This is a genomic window from Pseudoxanthomonas mexicana, assembly GCF_010093385.1.
GTDB lineage: Bacteria > Pseudomonadota > Gammaproteobacteria > Xanthomonadales > Xanthomonadaceae > Pseudoxanthomonas_A > Pseudoxanthomonas_A mexicana.
Genome location: NZ_PDWV01000025.1, coordinates 1 through 21,042, shown reverse-complemented (window position 1 = coordinate 21,042; position 21,042 = coordinate 1). Strand labels below are relative to the sequence as shown.

General features: G+C 69.4%; 17 protein-coding genes and 1 riboswitch. Of the genes, 13 read left to right on the top strand and 4 right to left on the bottom strand.

Features of this window, described 5'->3' with window-relative positions:
• Nucleotides 1–6 precede the first annotated feature (6 nt).
• Nucleotides 7–570, top strand: a complete 564-nt coding sequence (locus CSC76_RS10535; protein WP_162109968.1) for a metal-dependent hydrolase — start codon at nucleotides 7–9, stop codon at nucleotides 568–570.
• A gap of 99 nt (nucleotides 571–669) precedes the next feature.
• Here CSC76_RS10535 and CSC76_RS10530 read toward each other — a convergent pair whose 3' ends face one another.
• Both CSC76_RS10530 and CSC76_RS10525 read right to left on the bottom strand, forming a co-directional pair.
• Nucleotides 670–1,080 (bottom strand): hypothetical protein, encoded by a 411-nt coding sequence (locus CSC76_RS10530; RefSeq protein WP_162109967.1) that lies wholly within the window; start codon nucleotides 1,078–1,080, stop codon nucleotides 670–672.
• A gap of 17 nt (nucleotides 1,081–1,097) precedes the next feature.
• Nucleotides 1,098–2,351: a multidrug effflux MFS transporter gene (locus CSC76_RS10525; RefSeq protein WP_162109966.1), complete on the bottom strand. Its 1,254-nt coding sequence runs from the start codon at nucleotides 2,349–2,351 to the stop codon at nucleotides 1,098–1,100.
• Between the two features lie 199 nt (nucleotides 2,352–2,550).
• Nucleotides 2,551–2,671, top strand: a riboswitch (glycine riboswitch).
• A gap of 42 nt (nucleotides 2,672–2,713) precedes the next feature.
• Between CSC76_RS10525 and gcvP the strand changes: the two genes are divergently transcribed.
• On the top strand, nucleotides 2,714–5,617 hold the full coding sequence (gene gcvP / locus CSC76_RS10520; protein ID WP_202923517.1) for an aminomethyl-transferring glycine dehydrogenase: 2,904 nt from the start codon (nucleotides 2,714–2,716) through the stop codon (nucleotides 5,615–5,617).
• Nucleotides 5,618–5,788: 171 nt separating this feature from the next.
• Nucleotides 5,789–7,120: an alpha/beta hydrolase family protein gene (locus CSC76_RS10515; protein WP_162109964.1), complete on the top strand. Its 1,332-nt coding sequence runs from the start codon at nucleotides 5,789–5,791 to the stop codon at nucleotides 7,118–7,120.
• A gap of 117 nt (nucleotides 7,121–7,237) precedes the next feature.
• Here CSC76_RS10515 and CSC76_RS10510 read toward each other — a convergent pair whose 3' ends face one another.
• On the bottom strand, nucleotides 7,238–7,666 hold the full coding sequence (locus tag CSC76_RS10510) for a VOC family protein (protein ID WP_162109963.1): 429 nt from the start codon (nucleotides 7,664–7,666) through the stop codon (nucleotides 7,238–7,240).
• 173 nt (nucleotides 7,667–7,839) lie between these two features.
• Between CSC76_RS10510 and CSC76_RS10505 the strand changes: the two genes are divergently transcribed.
• The 10 genes from CSC76_RS10505 to CSC76_RS10460 all read left to right on the top strand — a co-directional run bounded on the left by CSC76_RS10505 (nucleotide 7,840) and on the right by CSC76_RS10460 (nucleotide 20,219).
• Nucleotides 7,840–9,933, top strand: a complete 2,094-nt coding sequence (locus tag CSC76_RS10505; RefSeq protein WP_162109962.1) for a catalase — start codon at nucleotides 7,840–7,842, stop codon at nucleotides 9,931–9,933.
• 39 nt (nucleotides 9,934–9,972) lie between these two features.
• Nucleotides 9,973–10,431, top strand: coding sequence for a hemerythrin domain-containing protein (locus CSC76_RS10500; RefSeq protein ID WP_162109961.1), 459 nt, complete (start codon nucleotides 9,973–9,975; stop codon nucleotides 10,429–10,431).
• Between the two features lie 43 nt (nucleotides 10,432–10,474).
• Nucleotides 10,475–11,695, top strand: a complete 1,221-nt coding sequence (locus CSC76_RS10495; protein WP_162109960.1) for a helix-turn-helix domain-containing protein — start codon at nucleotides 10,475–10,477, stop codon at nucleotides 11,693–11,695.
• 31 nt (nucleotides 11,696–11,726) lie between these two features.
• The gene (locus CSC76_RS10490) at nucleotides 11,727–12,392 is read left to right on the top strand and encodes an NHL repeat-containing protein (RefSeq protein ID WP_162109959.1); all 666 of its coding nucleotides are present in this window, start codon (nucleotides 11,727–11,729) and stop codon (nucleotides 12,390–12,392) included.
• Between the two features lie 111 nt (nucleotides 12,393–12,503).
• Nucleotides 12,504–13,268 carry a DUF899 domain-containing protein gene (locus CSC76_RS10485; RefSeq protein WP_162109958.1) on the top strand — a complete coding sequence of 255 codons (765 nt, stop codon included), beginning with the start codon at nucleotides 12,504–12,506 and terminating at the stop codon, nucleotides 13,266–13,268.
• A 12-nt stretch (nucleotides 13,269–13,280) separates the two neighbouring features.
• Nucleotides 13,281–13,907 carry a hypothetical protein gene (locus CSC76_RS10480; protein ID WP_162109957.1) on the top strand — a complete coding sequence of 209 codons (627 nt, stop codon included), beginning with the start codon at nucleotides 13,281–13,283 and terminating at the stop codon, nucleotides 13,905–13,907.
• A gap of 109 nt (nucleotides 13,908–14,016) precedes the next feature.
• Nucleotides 14,017–14,529 carry an RNA polymerase sigma factor gene (locus CSC76_RS10475; protein ID WP_162109956.1) on the top strand — a complete coding sequence of 171 codons (513 nt, stop codon included), beginning with the start codon at nucleotides 14,017–14,019 and terminating at the stop codon, nucleotides 14,527–14,529.
• Nucleotides 14,529–15,554 carry a FecR family protein gene (locus tag CSC76_RS10470; RefSeq protein WP_162109955.1) on the top strand — a complete coding sequence of 342 codons (1,026 nt, stop codon included), beginning with the start codon at nucleotides 14,529–14,531 and terminating at the stop codon, nucleotides 15,552–15,554. The genes CSC76_RS10475 and CSC76_RS10470 overlap by 1 nt, the downstream gene beginning before the upstream one ends.
• Nucleotides 15,555–15,679: 125 nt before the next feature.
• Complete coding sequence (locus CSC76_RS10465) at nucleotides 15,680–18,724, top strand: TonB-dependent receptor (protein ID WP_162109954.1); 3,045 nt, start codon at nucleotides 15,680–15,682, stop codon at nucleotides 18,722–18,724.
• Nucleotides 18,725–18,824: 100 nt separating this feature from the next.
• Nucleotides 18,825–20,219, top strand: coding sequence for a CehA/McbA family metallohydrolase domain-containing protein (locus tag CSC76_RS10460; protein WP_162109953.1), 1,395 nt, complete (start codon nucleotides 18,825–18,827; stop codon nucleotides 20,217–20,219).
• Between the two features lie 562 nt (nucleotides 20,220–20,781).
• Here the strand turns inward: CSC76_RS10460 and CSC76_RS10455 are convergent.
• Nucleotides 20,782–21,042: hypothetical protein (locus CSC76_RS10455; protein WP_238394938.1), on the bottom strand; the 261-nt coding region annotated here is incomplete at its 5' end.

The window sequence follows — 21,042 nt, the reverse complement described above, 5'->3', positions numbered from 1 at the left end:
TCCCCCATGCCCACCGTCCTGACCCACGCCCTGCTCCCCGTCGCCGCCGGCATCGCGCTGGGGCGCTCGCGCGTCCCGCCGCGCCTGGTCGCCGCCGGCATGGCGGCCGCGATGCTGCCCGATGCCGACGTCGCGATGTTCGCCCTGGGCATCGACTACGCGCATGCCTTCGGTCATCGGGGCGCGAGCCATTCGCTGGTCTTCGCGCTGGCGTGCGGTCTGCTGGCCGCCTGTTTCGCGCGGATACTGAAAGCGCCGCCCCTCACCGCGCTACTGTTCGTCGCCCTGTCCGCCGTCTCCCACCCGGTGCTGGACATGCTGACCGACGGGGGCCTGGGTGTCGCGCTGCTCTGGCCCTGGTCCGACACCCGTCATTTCGCGCCCTGGCGGGTGATCGACGTGTCGCCGTTCGCGAACCGCTTCTTCAGCGCGCGCGGCGTGGAGGTGCTGCTGTCGGAACTGCGCTGGGTATGGATGCCGACACTCTCGCTGGCCGCTATGGCGGCGTGGCGCCGTTGCAGGAGCGACGTCAGTCGCGACCGCGCGGCGGGAGTGATCGAGAAGGGCTGAAGCACGCAGGACGACCGCCAGGCTGCAAGTCGCCCCTGTTCCCAGCCCGGACAGGCTGCGGTCGCGACTGACGTCGCTCCTACAGAGAGGTGTATGGCGTCAATTCACGTCCGGCGCAGGTTCCGGCTTGTTCGCCTTCATCTGCTCGGCCATCTGCTGTTCGAACTGCTCCAGCGTCAGCCCCTGCGCGGCCGCCTCGATCACGGCGGTATCGCGCAGTTCGTCCGAGTACACCAGGCGCACGGGGTTGCCCTGCGCCTCGTGCAGGGCCGCGGCCTGCTTGATCATCGCCAGCACTTCCGCCGCGCTGTCGGAACTGCCGGCGATGCGGCCGTCCATGCCCAGCACCCACACGCCCGCCTGGCGGACGATGCCGGCCAGCAGGTCGCCCTGCGGATTGCGCAGCTCGGCATGCGGCTCGATCGCCGGTGCGTTGGCGCGCGCCACGTTGCGCTCCTTCGTCGCCTTGCGCTTCTTCGCTTCGCGTCGAGCCTTGGACTGGATGGACATGGGAATCTCGCTAAGCGTCAGAGTTGATCGGTGGGTTGCAGCGCCACGGGTTCGCGGGGGCAGACCGGCTGGCGGCGGCTGGCAAGCGCCTCCCATTGCCACATCAGCCAACCGAGCAGCACGAAACCGGCCATGCCCAGCGCCAGGTGCAGGCCATGATGGCTCAGCAGCGGCGACAGCAGGCCGGCGATGAGCGCGTTCACCATCAGGTTGCTGAAGGCCTGCAGCGAAGACGCCGCGCCGCGCTGGCGCGGATACATGTCCAGGATGGCCAGGGTCAGGATCGGGAACACCAGCGCCACGCCCAGCGCCGCCAGCATCATCGGCAGCACCGCCCAGGGCACCCGGATGTCCGCGCCCGCCCAGGCGTTGTAGCCCACGTTCGCCACCATCGCCAGCGCCATGCAGGCATAGCCGATCTTCACCAGGCGCGCCCCTTCCACGCGACCGGCGGCGCGGCCCGACAGGAACGCGCCCAGCACCATGCCGCCGATGGTCGGCAGGAACAGCCACGCGAACTGCTGCTCGTTGAGGTGCAGCAGGTCCATCACGAACGCAGGCGCGGACGCGATGTACAGGAACAGCCCGCCGAAACTCAGCGAACCGGCCAGCGCCAGGCGCAGGAAGCGCCGGTTGCGCACGATGCCCACGTAGTCGCGCAGCAGGTGGCGCGGCGACACCTTCAGGCGCACTTCGGCCGGATGCGTCTCCGGCAGCCATACGGCCACCGCGACCAGCAACAGCAGCGAGAACGCGGCCAGGAACCAGAAGATGGTCGGCCAAGCGCTCCAGCCCAGGATCCAGCCACCGACGATGGGGGCGATGGCCGGCGCAATGCCGAAGATCATCGATACCTGGCTCATCAGCCGCTGCGCGTCGTCCCCGTGGCGGGCATCGCGGATCACCGCGCGGCCGACGATAAAGCCCACGCCCGCCGACAGGCCCTGCAGGGCGCGGAACAGCAGCAGCGTGCCCATGTCGGTGGCCAGCGCGCAGCCCACCGACGCCAGCAGGAACACGAACAGCCCGCCCAGGATCACCCGCCGGCGGCCGAACGTGTCCGACAGCGGCCCGTGTACCAGGCTCATCAACGCGTAGGTCAACAGGTAGGCGCTGATGGTCTGCTGCATCGCCACCTTGTCCGCGCCCAGCTGCGCGCCCATGGCCGGGAAGGCCGGGAAGATGGTGTCGATGGAGAACGGACCGAACATCGCCAGCCCGCCCAGCAGCAGGGCCAGGCGGCGGTTGGAGATGGCGTGGGGGGCACTCATTGCGGGGGGACGCTCCGGACGGGCGCGGCGGTTCTCCATGAACAGGTCGCGCCGGGCGGCACATGGTACGCCGAAACCGCCGGCGGACCCGCCCGCAGGCTATAATCCGCCGGCAACACCGGTGGGAGAAGCCCGTCGCCCGCGACCGGCTGCCGAAGGCGCAAACGCCCGTAATCGCTCAGGCCCGATACCACCACTGCAACGACACTCTGGAGAGACCGGCCGCCTCGCGGCAGCGCCGGCGCCGAAGGGGCACGAAGCACGCGACCTCCTCGTCGGCGCGCTTCCAAACTCTCAGGCAAAAGGACAGAGGGGCATCCCACGTGCGGTTTCCGCGCGCCCGGTTCCATTGCCCTTCCCGGATGCCTCCCATGTCGAACACCCCCTCCCTGCGCGAGCTCGAGCACCACGGCGCGTTCCTCGAACGCCACATCGGCCCCAACGACGCCGAGATCGCGCACATGCTGCGCGTCGTCGGCCACGACTCGCTGGACGCGATGACGGACGCCATCGTGCCGGCCAGCATCAAGTCCGCGCAGCCGCTGGCCCTGCCCGCCCCGATCAACGAAGAAGAAGCACTGGCCAAGATCCGCGCCGTCGCCGACCGCAACCAGGTCTTCCGCAGCTTCATCGGCCAGGGCTATTACGGCACCCACACGCCGAAGGTCATCCTGCGCAACATCCTGGAAAACCCCGCCTGGTACACGGCCTACACGCCCTATCAGGCGGAGATCTCGCAGGGCCGCATGGAAGCGCTGATCAACTTCCAGACCATGGTGGCCGACCTCACCGGCATGGAGATCGCCAACGCCTCGCTGCTGGACGAAGCCACCGCCGCCGCCGAGGCGATGACGCTGGCCAAGCGTTCGGCCAAGTCGAAGTCCAACACCTTCCTGGTCGCCGGCGACACCCATCCGCAGACGCTGGAAGTGCTGGCCACCCGCGCCGAGCCGCTGGGCATCACCGTCGACGTGGTGCGCTCCACCGACGCCTTCCACCAGAAGCTCGCCGCCGGCGACTACTTCGGCGTGCTGGTGCAGTACCCCGCCTCCAGTGGCTGGGTCGAAGAGTGGTCGAAGGACGCCGACACCATCCACGCGCACAACGCGCTGTTCGTCGTCGCCACCGACCTGCTGGCGCTGCCCCTGCTGCAGCCGCCGGGCGAGATGGGCGCCGACATCGTGATCGGCAACTCGCAGCGCTTCGGCGTACCGTTCGGTTTCGGCGGCCCGCACGCCGCCTTCATGGCCTGCCGCGACGCCTACAAGCGCAGCATGCCCGGCCGCCTGATCGGCGTGTCGGTCGACGCCGAAGGCAAGGCCGCCTACCGCCTAACGCTGCAGACGCGCGAACAGCACATCCGCCGCGAGAAGGCCACCTCCAACATCTGCACCGCGCAGGTGCTGCTGGCCGTGATGGCCAGCATGTACGCCGTCTACCACGGCCCGGACGGGCTGAAGCGCATCGCCGGCCGCGTCGCCCGCCTGACCGCCATCCTGGCCGAGGGCCTGCGCACGCTGGGCTACCCGGCCGTGCATGCCAGCGCGTTCGACACCCTGTGCATCGAACCGGGCGACGCCCGCGACGCCATCCTGGCCCGCGCCCACGCCGCCCGCCTCAACCTGCGCGTGCGCGGCAACGGCTCGCTGTGCATTTCGCTGGACGAGACCACCACCCGCGCCGACATCGAAACGCTGTGGGGCGTGTTCGCCGGCGAAGGCGCGACGCTGCCGTCGGTCGATGCGCTGGACGCCAGCGCGCCGTCGCTGATCCCGCAGGCTCTGCGCCGCACCAGCGATTTCATGACCCATCCGGTCTTCAACACGCACCACAGCGAGCACGAACTGCTGCGCTACATGCGTGCGCTGGCCGACAAGGACCTGGCGATGGATCGCACCATGATCCCGCTGGGCAGCTGCACCATGAAGCTCAACGCCACCGCCGAGATGATCCCGGTCACGTGGCCGGAATTCGCCAACCTCCATCCGCTCGCACCGGCCGAACAGGCCGCCGGCTACCGTCAGCTCATCGACGAGCTGGAAGCCATGCTGGTGGAGTGCACCGGCTACGACGCCGTCAGCCTGCAGCCCAACTCCGGCGCGCAGGGCGAGTACGCGGGCCTGCTGGCGATCCGTGCCTACCACCGTGCGCGCGGCGAAGGCCACCGCGACATCTGCCTGATCCCCGAATCCGCGCACGGCACCAACCCGGCCAGCGCGCAGATGTGCGGCATGACCGTGGTGGTCACCAAGTGCGACGCCAACGGCAACGTCGATGTCGAGGACATCCGCCGCGCCGCCGAGAAGTACAGCGACCGCCTGGCCGCGATCATGATCACCTACCCGTCCACGCATGGCGTGTTCGAGGAAGACGTGGTGGCCATCTGCGACATCGTCCACCAGCACGGCGGCCAGGTGTACACCGACGGCGCCAACATGAACGCCCTGGTCGGGGTGGCCAAGCCCGGCAAGTGGGGCTCGGACGTGTCGCACCTCAACCTGCACAAGACCTTCTGCATCCCGCACGGCGGCGGCGGTCCTGGCGTGGGTCCGTGCGCGGTGAAGGCGCACCTGGCCCCGTACCTGCCGAAGACCTTCGGCGGCGAAGGCGGCGTGGGCATGGTCAGCGCCGCCAGCTTCGGCAGCGCCAGCATCCTGCCGATCAGCTGGATGTACATCACCCTGATGGGCTCGACCGGCCTGCGCCGGGCCACCCAGGTGGCGCTGCTCAACGCCAACTACATCGCCAAGCGCCTGGAGCCGCACTACGACACGCTCTACACCGGCCGCAACGGGTTGGTGGCGCATGAGTGCATCCTCGATCTGCGCCCGCTCAAGGACCGTACCGGCATCAGCGCCGAGGACGTGGCCAAGCGCCTGATCGACTTCGGCTTCCACGCGCCCACGCTGAGCTTCCCGGTGGCCGGCACGCTGATGGTCGAGCCGACCGAAAGCGAATCGCTGCACGAGCTGGACCGCTTCATCGACGCGATGATCGAGATCCGCGAAGAAATCCGCGCGGTAGAGGACGGCCGCCTGGACCGCGAGGACAACCCGCTGAAGAACGCGCCGCACACCGCCACGATGGTGATGGCCAGCGAGTGGACCCACGCCTATCCGCGCGAACTGGCCGCGTTCCCGCTGGCCACGCTGAAACTGCAGAAGTACTGGCCGCCGGTCGCGCGCGTGGACAACGTCTACGGCGACAAGAACGTCATGTGCGCCTGCATCCCGGTGGATGCGTACAAGGAAGACGTGGAGGCGTAAGCCGCCACGGTTTCACGGGAGAAGGCCCCGCACTGCGGGGCCTTCTGCGTTTGCAGCTTGCCCGCCGCGCCCAGAAGTGACTTCTGGCAGCACTCGAAGTGACTTGCGACCCTGCCGTTCCGCCGGCCGCGTCGGCTAGCCTGCCGTTCCTGTCTTCTCTCGGGATGCGTCATGCGCCCTGTCCTCTTTTCCTGCGCCATGCTCGTTGCCGTTCTGCTGCCGAGCGAAGCCCGTTCGGCCGATGCACCTGCCTGCCATGCCGGCGCCTACCGCCTCCTCGATGGCAGCGTGGTGGGGATCGATCGCCTCAGCGAACCTGCCCAACTGCGCTGGCGGCGCGTGGATGGCACCACCGGCCTGCTGTCGCCCGCGGACGGTGCATGGCGCAGCACGACGGGCTGGACCAGCCGGCCCGACGGCAAGGTCGTGCGCTTCGGCGAGTGCGCGGATGCCCGCATCACCTTCGATGGGCAGGCAGGCTCGAAGATCGCCTTCGACATCACCGAAACGCGTTTCGCCGGCAAGGGCGAACAGTTGCGTGGCCGGCTGGTGCTGCCACAAGGCGATCGCCCCGTGCCGATCGCGGTCATCGTGCACGGGTCGGAGGACTACTCCGGCGTCGACTTGTACGCGGCGCAACATATGTTTCCTGCGCAGGGCGTGGGTGTGTTCGTCTACGACAAACGCGGCACCGGGCAGTCCACCGGCACCTACACGCAGGACTTCCATCTGCTGTCCGACGATGCCGTCGCTGCCCTGCACGAAGCCCGTCGCCTGGCGGGGCCGCGCGCGGCGCGCATCGGCTTCCTGGGTGGCAGCCAGGCGGGTTGGGTCGCGCCGCTGGCGGCCAGCAAGACCGACCATGCCGCCTTCGTGGTGGTGGGCTATGGCATGGCGGACAGCCCGCTGGCCGAGGACCGCGACCAGGTGATGCTGGACCTGCGCCGCGCCGGGTACGGCGAGGAGGTGATGGCCAAGGCGCGCGAGATCACCGAAGCCACCGCGGCCGTCGTGGCCTCGCGCCGCGAGGCCGATTGGGAGCGTCTGGAAGTCCTTCGCCGCCGCTACGCGGGCGAGCCCTGGTATCCGGCGATCAAGGGCGAGTTCAGTGGACTGTTGCTGCAGCACACGCGGGAACAGATCGAAGCCACCGCCGCACAGCACGACAAGGGCACCACGTGGAATTACGACACGATGCCGGTACTGCGGGCGCTGCGCATCCCGCAGTTGTGGATACTGGCCGGTGCGGATCGCGAAGCGCCTCCCGAGGAAACCCTGCGGCGTCTCGTGGCGCTGGGGGAAGCAGGCCACCCGATCACCACCGTGGTGTTCCCCGGCACGGACCACGGCATCCGCGAATTCGAGACCGGCGACGACGACACCCGCACGTACACCCGTATCGCCGACGGCTACCAGCGCATGCAGGTCGACTGGATCCTCACCTGTACGCTTCCGCATGCACCTTACGGGCGCGCGCGGGTGGTTGCGCAGCCTGGGCGCTGAGACAACGGGCGGCGCCCCGGCGGATCAAGGCATCGAGGCGTCGGCCGGCATAATTCCGGCACGTCAGTGTCCGCAAGCGCCGCTCCCCTTTTCCCGCGTCAGCGGGGAAAGGCTGTTTCAGAACTCCACCTTCACCGAAGGCGCACTGCGCCTGGCCTCGCCGTGGTACACCGCCTCGATGTTGTTGCCATCCGGGTCCAGCACGAACGCGCCGTAGTAACCGGGGTGGTAGGGACGCAGTCCTGGCGCGCCATTGTCCTTGCCGCCATGCGCCAGCGCGACGGCATGGAAGCGGTCCACCATCGCGCGATCCTGCGCCTGGAACGCCAGGTGGTGGCGACCGGTCAGCTCGCCGTGCGCAGCTTGGCTGTCGGCGGTGGAGACGAACAACTCGTCAGCCCAGAAGTAGTCGTCGGACTCGCCGCCCATCGGCACGCCCAACACGTCGAACACGGCGCGGTAGAAGGTCCTGCTGGCCTCCAGGTCGCGCACGACCAGCTGGATGTGGTCGATCAGGCGGCCACGGTGCAGTTCGTTCGTTTCCATTGCGTCATCTCCCGAGGATAAGGCGACAGTGATGCCACCGGATGCGGACAGCCAGTGTCCGCGACCGCCCGTCGGACCGTCGTCAACGTCTCCTAACGCGGCCTCCACGCGGCCAGACCGATGATGAAGCGAGCCACCCCCCGAGTGGCCCCACGTCGTCCAGGAGACCCCCGATGGCTGCGCGCAAATCCCCCGCGAAATCCTCCCCCCGCCCCAGTGCCGACAACGCGGCGCGCGGCGCCGGCGGCGAACTCCATTTCAGCGCCGGCGGCAAGCATCCGCCGCTGACCACCAACCAGGGCATCCCGGTCAGCGACAACCAGAATTCGCTGCGCGCGCACGACCGCGGGCCGACGCTGCTGGAAGACTTCATCCTGCGGGAGAAGATCACCCACTTCGACCACGAGCGCATCCCCGAGCGCATCGTGCATGCGCGTGGTACCGGTGCGCATGGCTACTTCGAGCTGACCAAGTCGCTGAAGAAGTACACCACCGCGCGCGTGCTGAGCGAGACCGGCGTGCGCACGCCGGTGTTCTGCCGCTTCTCCACCGTGGCCGGCGGCGCGGGCTCGGTCGACACGCCGCGCGACGTGCGCGGGTTCGCGGTGAAGTTCTACACCCAGGAGGGCAACTGGGATCTGGTGGGCAACAACATCCCGGTGTTCTTCATCCAGGACGCGATGAAGTTCCCGGACCTGGTGCATTCAGTGAAGATGGAACCGGACCGTGCCTTCCCGCAGGCTGCGAGCGCGCACGACACGTTCTGGGACTTCATTTCGCTCACCCCCGAATCGATGCACATGATCATGTGGGCGATGAGCGACCGCACGATCCCGCGTTCGCTGCGGATGATGGAGGGCTTCGGCGTGCACAGCTTCCGGCTGCTGGACGCCAAGGGCAACAGCGCCTTCGTCAAGTCCCACGGGCGGCCCAAGCTCGGCATCCAGTCCACCGTGTGGGACGAAGCCGTGAAACTGCAGGCGGCCGACAACGACTCCCACCGCCGCGACCTGTTCGAGGCCATCCAGAAGGGCGATTTCCCCGAGTGGGAGCTGGCGGTGCAACTGTTCACCGAAGAACAGGCCGACGCCTTCCCGTTCGATCACCTCGACCCCACCAAGCTGATCCCCGAGGAGCTTGTGCCGCTGACGGTGATCGGCCGCATGGTATTGGACCGCTGGCCGGACAATTTCTTCGCCGAAACCGAACAGGTCGCCTATTGCCCGGCCAACATCGTGCCCGGCATCGACTTCAGCAACGATCCGCTGCTGCAGGGCCGGCTGTTCTCCTACCTGGACACGCAGCTGTCGCGCCTGGGTGGGCCCAACTTCCACCAGATCCCGGTGAACGCGCCGAAGTGTCCCTTCGCCAACCTGCAGCGCGACGGCCACATGCAGATGCAGGTGCCCAAGGGCCGCGTGAACTACGAGCCCAGCAGCCTGCAGCCCGACACACCGCGCGAAACGCCGGCCGGCTCCCGCAGCCATGCCACGCAGGCCGACGGCCGCAAGGGACGCGTGCGGCCGCAGAGCTTCGCCGACCACTACAGCCAGGCACGGCTGTTCTTCCGCAGCCAGACCGCGCCGGAGCAGGCGCACATGGCGGGCGCGCTGGTGTTCGAACTGTCGAAGGTGGAAACCCCGCACGTGCGCGAAGCCATCGTCGGCCACCTGCGCCATATCGATGCGGACCTGGCCAAGCGCGTCGCCGATGGCCTCGGCCTGGAGGCACTGCCGCCCGCACCGCCGACCACGGTGAAGCCCCAGGACATGCCGCCGTCGCCCGCGCTGCAGATCATCGGCAAGATGAAGCCCACGCTGCAGGGCCGCTGCGTGGGTATCCTGGTCGACGATGGCTCGGATGCCGCTGCGATCGCCGCGCTGCGCAGGGCGGCGGAAGCCGAGGGCGCGCAGGTCAAGATCGTCGCGCCGAAGATCGGCGGCGCGAAGCTCGGCAACGGCAAGCGCCTGCCGGCGGACGGTCAGCTGGCGGGCACGCCGTCGGTAGTGTTCGATGCGGTGGCCCTGGTGCTGTCGGACGCGGCCGGCAAGGCGCTGGCGTCGGAGGCGGCCGCGGTCGACTGGGTGCGCGATGCGTTCGGCCACCTGAAGGCCATCGCGCACGACGACGGCGCGTCCGCCGTCATCCAGGCCGCCGGTATCGGCAAGGATGCCGGTGTGGTGAAGGCGTCGGAAACGGCCGCCTTCATCAAGACCGCACGCACCCGCCAGTTCGCGCGCGAACCCAAGGTGCGCACCCTGCCCTGATCGATGTCGCATCCCCGCCCTTCGCCAGGAAACCACCGCATGCCCGAGACCCTCTACGACGCCCTGCGCGAAAGCCATGAAACCCAGCGCTCGCTGTGCCGCCGCCTGCTGCGCTCCAGGCCCGGCACGCGCGAGCGGCTGGACCTGTTCACCGCGCTGCGCATCGAGCTGGCGGCGCATGCGGCCGCCGAGGAACGCTTCCTCTACGTCCCGATCCTCATGGACGACCGGGGGCTGAACTCCTCGCGGCACGCCCTGCACGAGCACCATCAGATCGACGAACTGGTGGAAGACCTGCAGTCGCTCGATCCCCGCCACGCCGCCTGGCAGAAGAAGGCGCGCGAACTCTCGCAGAAGGTGCACCACCATCTGCGCGAGGAGGAGAAGAAGTTCTTCCAGGTCTCCGGTAGGATCCTGACGGCGGCGAAGAAGACCCAGCTCGCACGCCAGTACCGTCGCGACCATGCCCGCATGCGCAGGGAACTGGAAGCGCAGTAATCCGGCCCGCGACGGCGACCGCGCCACACGGTAGGCTGCCGGCATGGACTCCCTGATCGCCGCCGCCGGACGCGCCCTGACTGCGGGCGACGTACTGGGCGCGCTCAAGCATGTGGGTTGGCGTGAAGATCCGGCGGCGCTGGCGCTGCGCGGCATCGCCATGGCCCAGCTGGGCGACTATCTGCGTGCGCGCGAACTGCTGAAGCGCGCCGCGCGCGGTTTCGGCCCGCGCGAGCGGCTGGCCCGCGCCCTCTGCGTGGTGGCCGAAGCGGAAGTGGCCCTGGCCCTGCGCGATTTCGCCCCCGCACCGCAGCGGCTGGAAGACGCCGCGCAGGCGCTGGCCGCACGTGGCGACCGCGCCAACGCCCGGCACGCGCAGTTGATCGCCCTGCGCCGACACTTGTTGCTCGGCCGGCTGGACAACGCACGTAGCGCGCTGGACGCCCTCGACCTTGAGGGCGCGCCGGCCGCCCATCACGCCCTGGCTGCACTCGCCGCCACCGAGATAGCCCTGCGCTCGCTGCGCACGCACGATGCGCGCCTGGCGCTGCAGCGCGCATGGGCTGCCGCCACCAAGGCCGGCATTCCCGCGCTGTCCGCCGAGATCGCACAGGTCCAGGCCAGCCTGCAGCGTCCTGCCGCGCGCATCCTGCACGCCGGCCACGAACAGCCCGTCACGCTGGACGAGGTGGAAGCCCTGCTCGCCTCCGGCACGCTGGTCGTCGATGCCCTGCGCCACGCAGTGCGCGATGCGCACGGCGCGACCTCGCTCTCGCGTCGGCCCGTGCTGTTCGCGCTGCTGCGTGCGCTCGCCGCCGCGTGGCCGGGCGATGTCGACCGCAGCACGCTGATCGCGCGCGTGTTCCGCACGCGCCATCCCGACGAAACGCACCGCGCGCGCCTGCGCGTGGAGATCGGACGCCTGCGCCGCCTGCTGGCACCGTTCGCCGCCCTCACCGCCAGCACGCACGGATTCCAGTTGTCGCCGCATGGCGGGCGCAACGTCGTGGTGCTGGCGCCCCCCGTCGATGGCGAACAGGGCGCGCTGCACGGGCTGCTGGCCGATGGCATGGCCTGGTCCACCTCCGCGCTGGCCCTGGCCACCGGCGACAGCCAGCGCTCGGTGCAGCGCGCGCTCGCCGACATGGAAGCCGCTGGCCAGGTGCGCGCGATCGGTCGTGCGCGCGCACGGCGCTGGGTAGCGCAGCCGCTCACCGGATTCACGACGATCTTGTTACTCCCCGCCTTGCCGCCGTCTGCGTAGATTGGCCCCGTCGCCCATCCAGGAGCCCGCCATGAACGACACACCGCGCCACGCAGTCCACGTCAGCCCTGTTGAAATCGCCCGCGAATACGGCCCCTTCGACACCAGCGAAGGCGTGGCCGGCGTCACCTACGACGGCCACCACATCTGGGCCGCCACCGGCGAGCGGCTGATCGCCGTCGATCCGGACAGCGGACAGCTCGCGCGCAGCCTGCCGCGTGCGGCCGACGCCGGCACCGCCTTCGACGGCCCTCACCTGTACCAGTTGGCCGAAGCGCGCATCGACAAGATCGATCCCGCCACCGGCGCCGTCCTCGCTTCGATTCCCGCCCCGGGCCAGGGCTGCGATTCGGGCATGGCCTGGGCCGACGGCAGCCTGTGGGTGGGCCAGTACCGTGAACGCCGCATCGTGCAGATCGACCCGGCCACCGGCGCGGTGCTGCGCCCGCTCGAATCCGACCGTTTCGTCACCGGTGTCAGCTGGACCGACGGTGAGCTGTGGCATGGCACGTGGGAAGGCGACGACAGCGACCTGCGCCGCATCGACCCGGATGACGGTCGCGTACTCGAACGGCTGGAACTGCCGGCCGGCGTCCACGTCAGCGGCCTGGAATCCGACGGCGGCGACCTGTTCTCTTGCGGTGGCGGCCGCAGCGGCCTGGTGCGCGCCGTGCGCCGGCCCGCGCGCGCGGCCTGATCGCCCGCCACTTCGCGCTCCATCCATCCCTTGCATCTCCGATGCCCGACGGCATCGGCACGGGCGACGCATGCCCGCGTCCGCTCCACCTCCCCCGACCAGGAGCCCACCATGAACGCCCTTGCACACTACACCCCGACCCTCGTTTCCCGCGATGCCTGGCGCGCCGCCCGCCTCCCCCTGCTCGCACGTGAAAAGGAACTCACCCGCCTGCGCGACCAGGTCGCCCGCGAGCGTCGTGCCCTGCCCTGGGTACGGGTGGACACGCCCTACACCTTCGACACGCCGCACGGCACGCGCACGCTGGCCGAACTGTTCGACGGCCGTCGCCAGCTGATGGTGCAGCACTTCATGTTCGCACCCGGCTGGGAACAGGGCTGCAAGAGTTGCTCCTTCATGGCCGATCATCACGCAGGCGCCCTGCTCCACCTCGCCCAGCGCGCCCTCACCCTGGTCGCCGTGTCGCGCGCACCGCTGGCCGACATCGAGGCCTTCCGCCGGCGCATGGGCTGGACGTTCCCGTGGGTGTCTTCGTCCGGCACCTCGTTCAACCACGACTTCGGCGTCAACTTCAGCCAGGAAGAGATGTCGCGCGGCGCTGTGGACTACAACTACACGCGGCAGCCGTTCCCGCACGAGGAAGCGCCCGGCATCAGCGTGTTCGTGCGCGACGACGACGGTCAGGTCTTCCACACCTACTCGCGCTATGGCCGCGGCGTGGAAGCGATGATGCACACCTACGCCCTGCTCGATCTGACCCCCTACGGCCGCAACGAAGACGCCCTGGACTATCCCATGGCCTGGGTGCGCCACCACGACCGCTACGACACGGCAGCGCCCGTCGCGGCCGGCGGGTGCTGCGCGGCCAGGCCCTGAGGCGGCGACGTCATGCCACTGCTGGATGCGTGGTGGCCGTGGCTCGCCGTCGCCGGTATCGGCGCGCTGCATGGCCTGAACCCGGCCAACGGCTGGCTGTTCGCCGCGGCCCGGGCCACGCACTCCGGCGATGCACACGACGTGCGGCGCAGCCTGCTGCCCATCGCCCTCGGGCACGCCCTGTCGGTGGCGCTGGTCGTGGTGGTGGTGATGCAGGGCATCAGACTGCCGCAGCAGCACCTGCTCGCCCTGGCGGGGAGCGGCCTGCTGGTGTTCGCGGCATGGAGACTCGTCGCGCGCCCACGCATCGCCACGCGCCACGCCGCGCCTCGATCACACGCGGGGCTCGCCGCCTGGTCCTGCCTGATGGGCACCGCACACGGCAGCGGCCTGATGCTGCTGCCGGCGCTGTTGCCGCTGTGCATGGCGGACGGACCCGCGCGCGCCATCAGCGCCACCGGATCGCTTGGGTTGATGCTGGCGGCCGTCGTGGTGCATCTGCTGGCGATGCTGGCGACGACGCAGGCCGTGGCGGCCGGCATCTGCCGTGGCATGCGCGGAAGTAGCGCGCGCGCCGTGGACGCGGCATGTTCACTGGCCCTGGCGACGACCGGCACGGTGATGATTGCCATGTCCTGACGCACCGCGCTGCGCACCACACCGGTCGCCGGGACACGGCATGCGTGTCACCTGACCGTCATCCCCACCGCGTACCTTGCCGCCCTTTCCGACGGGGCGGAACAACACTTTGGCCGAACACGCGATCCGCGCGCTCACCCGTGTGTTCACCGACCAGGCACCGGCACTGCGCGGCTTCTTCGCCCGCCGCGGCGCCAACGACGAAGCCGAGGACCTGGTGCAGGAGACCTACCTGCGCCTGCTGCGTGCGCACCAAGGCCAGGGCGAACGCATCGCCAACCCCGAGGCGTACCTGTTCACCGCCGCGCTCAACCTGGCGCGCGAACAGGCCGCGCGGCGGCAACGCACCCCGGTGCCGATGGAGGATGTGGAGCAGCTGGCCGCGCTGGTCACCCATGCCGACGGCGTGGAGGACGCCACCGAGCGTGCGCAGCGCCGCCAGCACATGCAGGCCCTGTTGGCGAGCCTGCCGGCCCGTACCCGCGCCGTCCTCGTCATGCAGTACCGCGACGGCCTGACCTACCGGCAGATCGGCGAGCGCCTGGGCGTGTCACCGCACATGGTGAAGACGCATGTCGTGCGTGGCCTGGCCGTGTGCCGGCGCGCGATGGGAGCGGCGTGATGGCCTCGCCGCTGTTCCCGCCCGGCACCACCGCCAGCGCTACCCGCGAAGCCGCCTACTGGCACGTGCTGCAGCGCGAAGGCGCGCTGGCGCCTGACGACCAGCAGCGCTTCATGGACTGGCTGGTGGCCTCGCCCGTGCACCTGCGCGAATACCTGGCCATCGCCCGTGTCGCCACCGAAATCGGCGAGGCCGTGCGCGGACTGCCGCCGGAATCCGCAGCCGGCGAGGCACGCGACAACATCGTCGCACTGCCGCTGCGCACCTCCACCACGCGCACGCCGCCGCGACGGCTGCCCCGCATCGCCGCGGCCGCGGCGGTACTGCTGGGCATCGGCATCGCCGTGCAGGCCGCGCTGCCCGTCACGCGCCAGTACACCACCGCGCATGGTGCGCCACGGGTGGTCACGCTGGACGACGGCACGGTGATGCACCTCAATGCGGAAAGCCGCGCCACCGCGACCGTCGGCCTGCTGCGCCGCCGGGTCGACCTGGTACGCGGCCAGGCGAGCTTCGTGGTCGCCGACGACCGCCGCCCGTTCGCCGTGCAGGCCGCCGGCCTGGAGGTGCGCGACATCGGCACCACCTTCGACGTATCGCTGCAGCGCGACCAGGCGCGCTTCGGCGTGGCCGAGGGCCGCATCCACGTGGTCGACCGCGGCGGCAAGGGCCGTCTACTGGCCGACCTGACGGCCGGACAGTCCGCGCGCGTGGCGCATGCCGACCGCCAGGTGAGTGTGGTGCGCGAAGATGCCGCCGCCATGACGGCATGGTGGCAGCGACGCGTCGTGTTCCGCGACGAACCCCTGCGCGACATCGCCGACCGCTTCAACCGCATGAACACCGTGCGCCTGCGCGTCGAGGACCGCGAAGCCGGCGCGCTGCGCCTGACCGGCAACCTGCGAGTGGACGATGTGGCCTCGCTGCGTGCCTTCCTGGCCGAACAACCCACGCTGGCGCTGAGCGCCGACGCGCGCGAGATACGCGTGCGCTCGCGCCGCATGCCGGCGCACGGCACGCGGTGAGTCCGGTGCTGTAAGAAAAATTTCACGGAAAAAACGGTGCCCGATCCGTTCCTTCCGGACTCGTAGGTGAGGTGAGCGCGTGCGATGACGCGCGCCACCACCCCACACCCCATCCGGATTCCACGATGCGCCGACTCCTCGCTCTTTCCATCGCCCTCGCCCTGCAGGCCACCACCGGCACGGTGGTCGCCCAGCAGGCGAACGTCGCCACCGCCGCCATCCCGGCGCAGTCGCTCGACACCGCACTCAATGCGCTCTCGCGCCAGACCGGCCTGCAGTTCGTCTACACCGCGCAGGCCGGCAACCCGCGCACGCGTGCCGTGCCCGCCGGCCTGTCGTCCGACCAGGCCCTGGCGCAACTGCTGCAGGGCACCGGCCTGCGCTACCGCTACCTCAACGCCAGCACCGTCACCCTCGAATCCGACACGCCCGCAGCGCCTGCCCCGGCGCCCGCGCCGGCACCAGCGCCGGCGGCCGCGGCGCCCGTGTCGCAGCCGCACGCGCAGGCGGTGGATGCGCAGGAACTGGAAAGCGTCACCGTGGTGGGCAGCTACAGCCGCAGCCTGGAACAGGCGGTGGACATCAAGCGCTACAACACCGGCTTTTCCGACTCCATCGTCGCCACCGACGTGGCCGATTTTCCCGAGCAGAACCTGGCCGAAGCGCTGCAGCGCATGCCCGGCGTGACCATCGAGCGCAGCAAGGGCATGGGCAGCAAGGTCAACGTGCGCGGCCTGCCTTCGGAGTACACGCATGTCTCCATAAACGACCTCGCCACCGCCTCCGGCAGCGGCGGGCGCGATGTCGAGTTCGACCTGTTCGCCTCGGAAATCATCCAGCAGGTGACGGTGCGGAAATCGCCGACCGCCGCCGACGAGGAAGGCGGCATCGCCGGCTCGGTACAGATCTCCACCGCGCGCCCGTTCGACTACAGCGGTCGCAAGCTGGTGGCCTCCGCCGAAGGCGCCTACAACTCCATCTCGGAAGAAACCGATCCCAAGTTCGCCTTCCTGGCCAGCGACACCTGGGGCGACTGGGGCGCACTGGTGTCGTTCGCCCATGCCGAACGCACCAACCGCACCGATTCCACGTCCGGCATCAACTTCCGCCCGATGTCGCGCTTCCTGGGCGCGTCCGGCACGCGCGGTTCGCAGGCCGAAGCGGTGATCGAGCGCGATACCGGCTGGACGATCGACAACCGCACCGACACCGCCGAGAGCAACCTGATCGTGTTCCAGGACAAGGTGGGCGACCGCGTCTACCTCAACGACCAGGACAAGTGGGGCGCCACCGCCTCGCTGCAGTACAAGCCCAGCCGCGATTTCAGCCTGACCTTCGACGCCATGCTGGGCGGCTACGACACCACCGAGGACGAATACGACGCCGCGGCGTACTCCGCCTCCAGCCGCAGCACGCTGGAAACCATCCATGCGTACGACGACACAACGCTCTCCGAGTACGGCATGCTGGTGCTGCGCGACGTGTCCTACACCGCCACCCAGCACGAGTTCCTCAGCAAGGAACGCATCAACCAGACCGACTACGCCCAGTACAGCCTGGCGCTGGACTGGAAGAACGACGTCTGGGCGATTGATGCGATGGCCGGCTATTCCGGCGCCGAGAAGACCCTGGACTATTCCAACCTCAAGCACGTGGCCTACGCGCCATCGCGCACGCGCTGGACCGGCCGCAGCGGCGAGACCCTCCCCAGCGCCAGCTCCGCCGGCTTCGATATGTACAACTCGCCCTCGCGTTACCTGTTCGAGGCCTACGAGACCACGCTGGAGAAGATCGACGACGACAAGTACGCCGCCAAGCTGGACGTGACGCGCACGCTGGAGCTGCCGTTCCTGCCCGCGCTGCGCAGCGTGCAGTTCGGCGGCCGCTACACCGACCGCAGCAAGGAACGCCGCTACGGCGAGCTGAAGATCACCGGCCCCGGCCCTGGCGACACCTCCTGGGTCAATACGCGCACCCTGGCCGACAGCCCGCTGCAGTGGATCGGCGACATCGTCCCCGGCGGCGCCTACAGCGTGAAGGACCTCGACTGGCAGCAGGTGTCCAACGACTTCGCACGCGGCTACTTCCGCTACCCCGGTTTCTCCACGCCGTTCGACGACGCCCAGTACTACCGCGTGGACGAAGAAGTCACCGCGCTGTACGCGATGGCCAACCTGGACTTCACCCTGGGCCGCGTGCCGGTGACGGTGAACGCCGGCGCGCGCTACGTGGACACGCAGGTGGTCTCCTTCGGCTACCACCCGGTGCAGAATCCCGACGGCAGTACCGGCTACACCGACACGCCGGTGTCCAAGGACGGCGGCTACACCGACGTGCTGCCCAGCTTCAACCTGAGCGCCGAACTGGCCGACGGCCTGCTGCTGCGCGCCGCCGGCTCGGAAACGCTGATCCGTCCGTCGCTGACCGACGTGGCCTACAAGCGCACCGCCAGCTGGAGCTCGTTCCGCTTCACCGACGGCAACCCGGACCTGAAGCCCACCTACGCCAAGCAGGGGGAGATCGGCCTGGAGAAGTACCTGGACAACGGCGGCCTGCTGGCAGCGTCGTACTTCCGCAAGCGCATCGACGGCGTGGTGGTGAGTGCGCTGACCGGCGTGGTGGAGGACGTGGCCGTCTACAACGCCAACGGCACGCTCAACGGTTACTACGACTTCGACGTGTACCAGCCGGTCAACGCCAAGGGCTCCTACGACGTGGACGGCATCGAACTGGTCGCCAACCTGCCGCTGTCCGCGCTGCACGCGTCCCTGGAGGGCTTCGGCATCAACGCCAACTACACCGTGCTGGACAGCTCGCTGGCCGGCGAATCCAGCCTGGGTATCCGCACGCCCATGCCGGGCCTGGCCGAGAAGAGCTGGAACTTCACCGCATACTACGAGAACGCGCGCTTCGACGCCCGCGTGTCGTACAACCACAAGGACGAGTACGTGGAATCGATCGGCTACAACATGTATCCGATCTGGCGCGACGCCTACGGCCAGCTGGACGGGTCGATCGGCTACCGCATCAGCGACCACCTGAAGCTCAGCCTGAAGGGCATCAACATGACGGACGAGGAAACCAGCGGCTACACCATGGATCCCTCGTTCCCGACCATGTACGAGAAATCTGGCCGCCGCATCAGCCTGGGCCTGCGCGCCGACTTCTGAGCCACCGCGCGCCGCCGGCCACTGCCCGGGGCGCGCTCCCTTCTTCCTGCGATGCCGCCGCATGCCGCGGCGGCCTCGTGCTTCGCGAGAAAAAACGTCCATGCGCTCCCTCTTCCTGCCGGCCCTGTCGGTCCTCCTGCTGTCCGCCTGCGCCACCGGTCCCCATGCCGGCCGGAGCTGGCAGGCCGGCGACCACCACGTGCACAGCGAGTGGAGCGTGGACTGGGACCGCAGCACGTCACCGCCCACGCCCATCCGCGGCGGCGATTCGCCGTACACCCGCAGCCGCAACGCACGGCAGGCGCTGGCGTTCGGCCTCAGCTGGATGGTGCATACCGACCACGGCGGCCCCGGCCACTCGGCCGTGACCCGCGACCACGCCTGGCCCGCGCTGCAGCAGGCGCGCCGCGAGGTGCCTGCGCTGATCCAGTTCAACGGGATGGAATTCGACGTACCCGCCGCCGAACACGCTTCGCTGATCATCGCGCCAAGTGCGCGCGAGCGCGACGATCTGGTCGAGATCGAGCGCCGCTTCAGCCGCAACGAACCGGTGGACGGCGTGCAGCGCGACGACGCGCAGACCATGCTCGATGCGCTGGCGCACATGCGTGCCCTGCCCGCACCGCCGCTGGTGTTCGTCAACCACCCCTCGCGCACGGCCACCGGCGTGGGCCAGTGGGGCGACGTGGAACCGGACGAACTGCGCGCCTGGCACGACGCCGCACCGCGGGTATTGGTGGGCATGGAAGGCGCGCCCGGCCACCAGGCGATCCGCAGCGAGCGTGGCCTGTACCGCAACAGCGCCGCACCGACGTTCGGCGGCTTCGACCAGATGACCACACAGGTGGGCGGCGGGGGGGGTACGCTACTGGCCGAAGGGCGCCGCTTCTGGATCACCGCCACGTCCGACTCGCACCACAACCTGCGCGATGGCGGACGCGACTACGATCCTGGCGAATACAGCAAGACCTACGTATGGGCGCGGCGCGAGGCCGGCGACATCCTCGACGGCCTGCGCGAGGGCCGCATGTTCGCCGTGACCGGCGACCTGATCGACGCGCTGGAACTGACCGTGCGCGGCGCCGATGGCCGCACGCCCACCGCCACCCTGGGCCAGACGCTCCCCCTGCCCGCGGGCGCTCTCATGCGGATCGAACTGAAGGTGCGGCAGCCCGCCATCCCCAACCATCACGGCCAGCACCCGGCGCTGGAACAGATGACGCTGATCGTCGGTTCACCCGGTCCCGACGGCACCCCGGTGATGCAGGTGCACCCCGTCACCGCCGATGCCTGGCGCAGCGAAGGCGCGTGGCGCATCGTCACGTGGACGCTGCCCGTCCCCGCGCGTGGCGCGTTCGTGCGCGCACGCGGCAGCAACACGCGCGACACCACACCGCCGGCGGATGTGCCGGGCGAAGACCCGTGGCAGGACCTGTGGTTCCATTCCAATCCGGTGTTCGTGGACACCGGGCATGCGGATGAGGCGTCGCCGTGATGCCATCCGTCGGCGGACAGCACCGATTCACGCCTGCCTGTGACCGCCGCCCCAGTTTTACCTGCTACCGCCGCGCGCGTTGACACCGCCTTTGCGAAGCTCACGCGACACTGCTTACGTGGTCGGCGCCGCAGCAGCGGCCCTCCGGATCCAGGTGAACAGCCACGGCGACCACATGGGTACCGTTGTGCGAAGCCCTAGCTTCGTCCAGCTTGGCTGCAAGTGCGTCCCCGTCGAGGATCGCTGGCGCGGTACCCTCTTCTGCAATGAATCGCTCTCTCAGCAAACCCTCCCCGCGTCGCGGGAGAGGGGTGCATATCGACAGTGCGCGATGATCTTGAAGCGCAGCGCACGGTGTTGCGTCTGCGTCAGTAACGACGTCGATGTCGACGTCTACATCCATAGCCGGACCGGCGAACGCGATGCGTGCAGAAGCGCCTTCTCCCCGCGCGACGGGAAGAAGGTGGCTGAAAAGCCTGCCCCGTACCTGATACGGGGCCGGATGAGGGGCGAGCGCGGTGCACGATGCCGTACACGCAGGCGTGCGCACCGTCGCTGCGCCTTACGCGTCGCCTTCGTCCACCGACAGCGGCAACCCAGACAGCGGCTGCACCGCCACGCGCGTGCCGTCCGGTGCGGTGACGGGACCCAAAGCCATCACCGCCATGGCCAGCAGGCTGGCGGTGGACAGCGGTGCACGCCCGGGCACGCTGCCTTCGCAGTGGCGACGCGTGCGCAGGACGCGGCGGCGGCCGGCATCCGGGGACGCGCGCTTCATACGTTGGGCGGGGGCGCCAGGCGTGCGCGTCGCCACTGCGAAGGC

What these genes read in the sequence shown, in the direction of transcription:
- CSC76_RS10490 (WP_162109959.1), top strand. Translation starts at nt 11,727, where the DNA reads ATGAACGACACACCGCGCCACGCAGTCCACGTCAGCCCTGTTGAAATC.
- CSC76_RS10470 (WP_162109955.1), top strand. Translation starts at nt 14,529, where the DNA reads ATGGCCTCGCCGCTGTTCCCGCCCGGCACCACCGCCAGCGCTACCCGC.
- CSC76_RS10535 (WP_162109968.1), top strand. Translation starts at nt 7, where the DNA reads ATGCCCACCGTCCTGACCCACGCCCTGCTCCCCGTCGCCGCCGGCATC.
- CSC76_RS10495 (WP_162109960.1), top strand. Translation starts at nt 10,475, where the DNA reads ATGGACTCCCTGATCGCCGCCGCCGGACGCGCCCTGACTGCGGGCGAC.
- CSC76_RS10500 (WP_162109961.1), top strand. Translation starts at nt 9,973, where the DNA reads ATGCCCGAGACCCTCTACGACGCCCTGCGCGAAAGCCATGAAACCCAG.
- CSC76_RS10505 (WP_162109962.1), top strand. Translation starts at nt 7,840, where the DNA reads ATGGCTGCGCGCAAATCCCCCGCGAAATCCTCCCCCCGCCCCAGTGCC.
- CSC76_RS10515 (WP_162109964.1), top strand. Translation starts at nt 5,789, where the DNA reads ATGCGCCCTGTCCTCTTTTCCTGCGCCATGCTCGTTGCCGTTCTGCTG.
- CSC76_RS10465 (WP_162109954.1), top strand. Translation starts at nt 15,680, where the DNA reads ATGCGCCGACTCCTCGCTCTTTCCATCGCCCTCGCCCTGCAGGCCACC.
- CSC76_RS10525 (WP_162109966.1), bottom strand. Translation starts at nt 2,351, where the DNA reads ATGAGTGCCCCCCACGCCATCTCCAACCGCCGCCTGGCCCTGCTGCTG.
- CSC76_RS10530 (WP_162109967.1), bottom strand. Translation starts at nt 1,080, where the DNA reads ATGTCCATCCAGTCCAAGGCTCGACGCGAAGCGAAGAAGCGCAAGGCG.
- CSC76_RS10480 (WP_162109957.1), top strand. Translation starts at nt 13,281, where the DNA reads ATGCCACTGCTGGATGCGTGGTGGCCGTGGCTCGCCGTCGCCGGTATC.
- gcvP (WP_202923517.1), top strand. Translation starts at nt 2,714, where the DNA reads ATGCCTCCCATGTCGAACACCCCCTCCCTGCGCGAGCTCGAGCACCAC.
- CSC76_RS10485 (WP_162109958.1), top strand. Translation starts at nt 12,504, where the DNA reads ATGAACGCCCTTGCACACTACACCCCGACCCTCGTTTCCCGCGATGCC.
- CSC76_RS10510 (WP_162109963.1), bottom strand. Translation starts at nt 7,666, where the DNA reads ATGGAAACGAACGAACTGCACCGTGGCCGCCTGATCGACCACATCCAG.
- CSC76_RS10460 (WP_162109953.1), top strand. Translation starts at nt 18,825, where the DNA reads ATGCGCTCCCTCTTCCTGCCGGCCCTGTCGGTCCTCCTGCTGTCCGCC.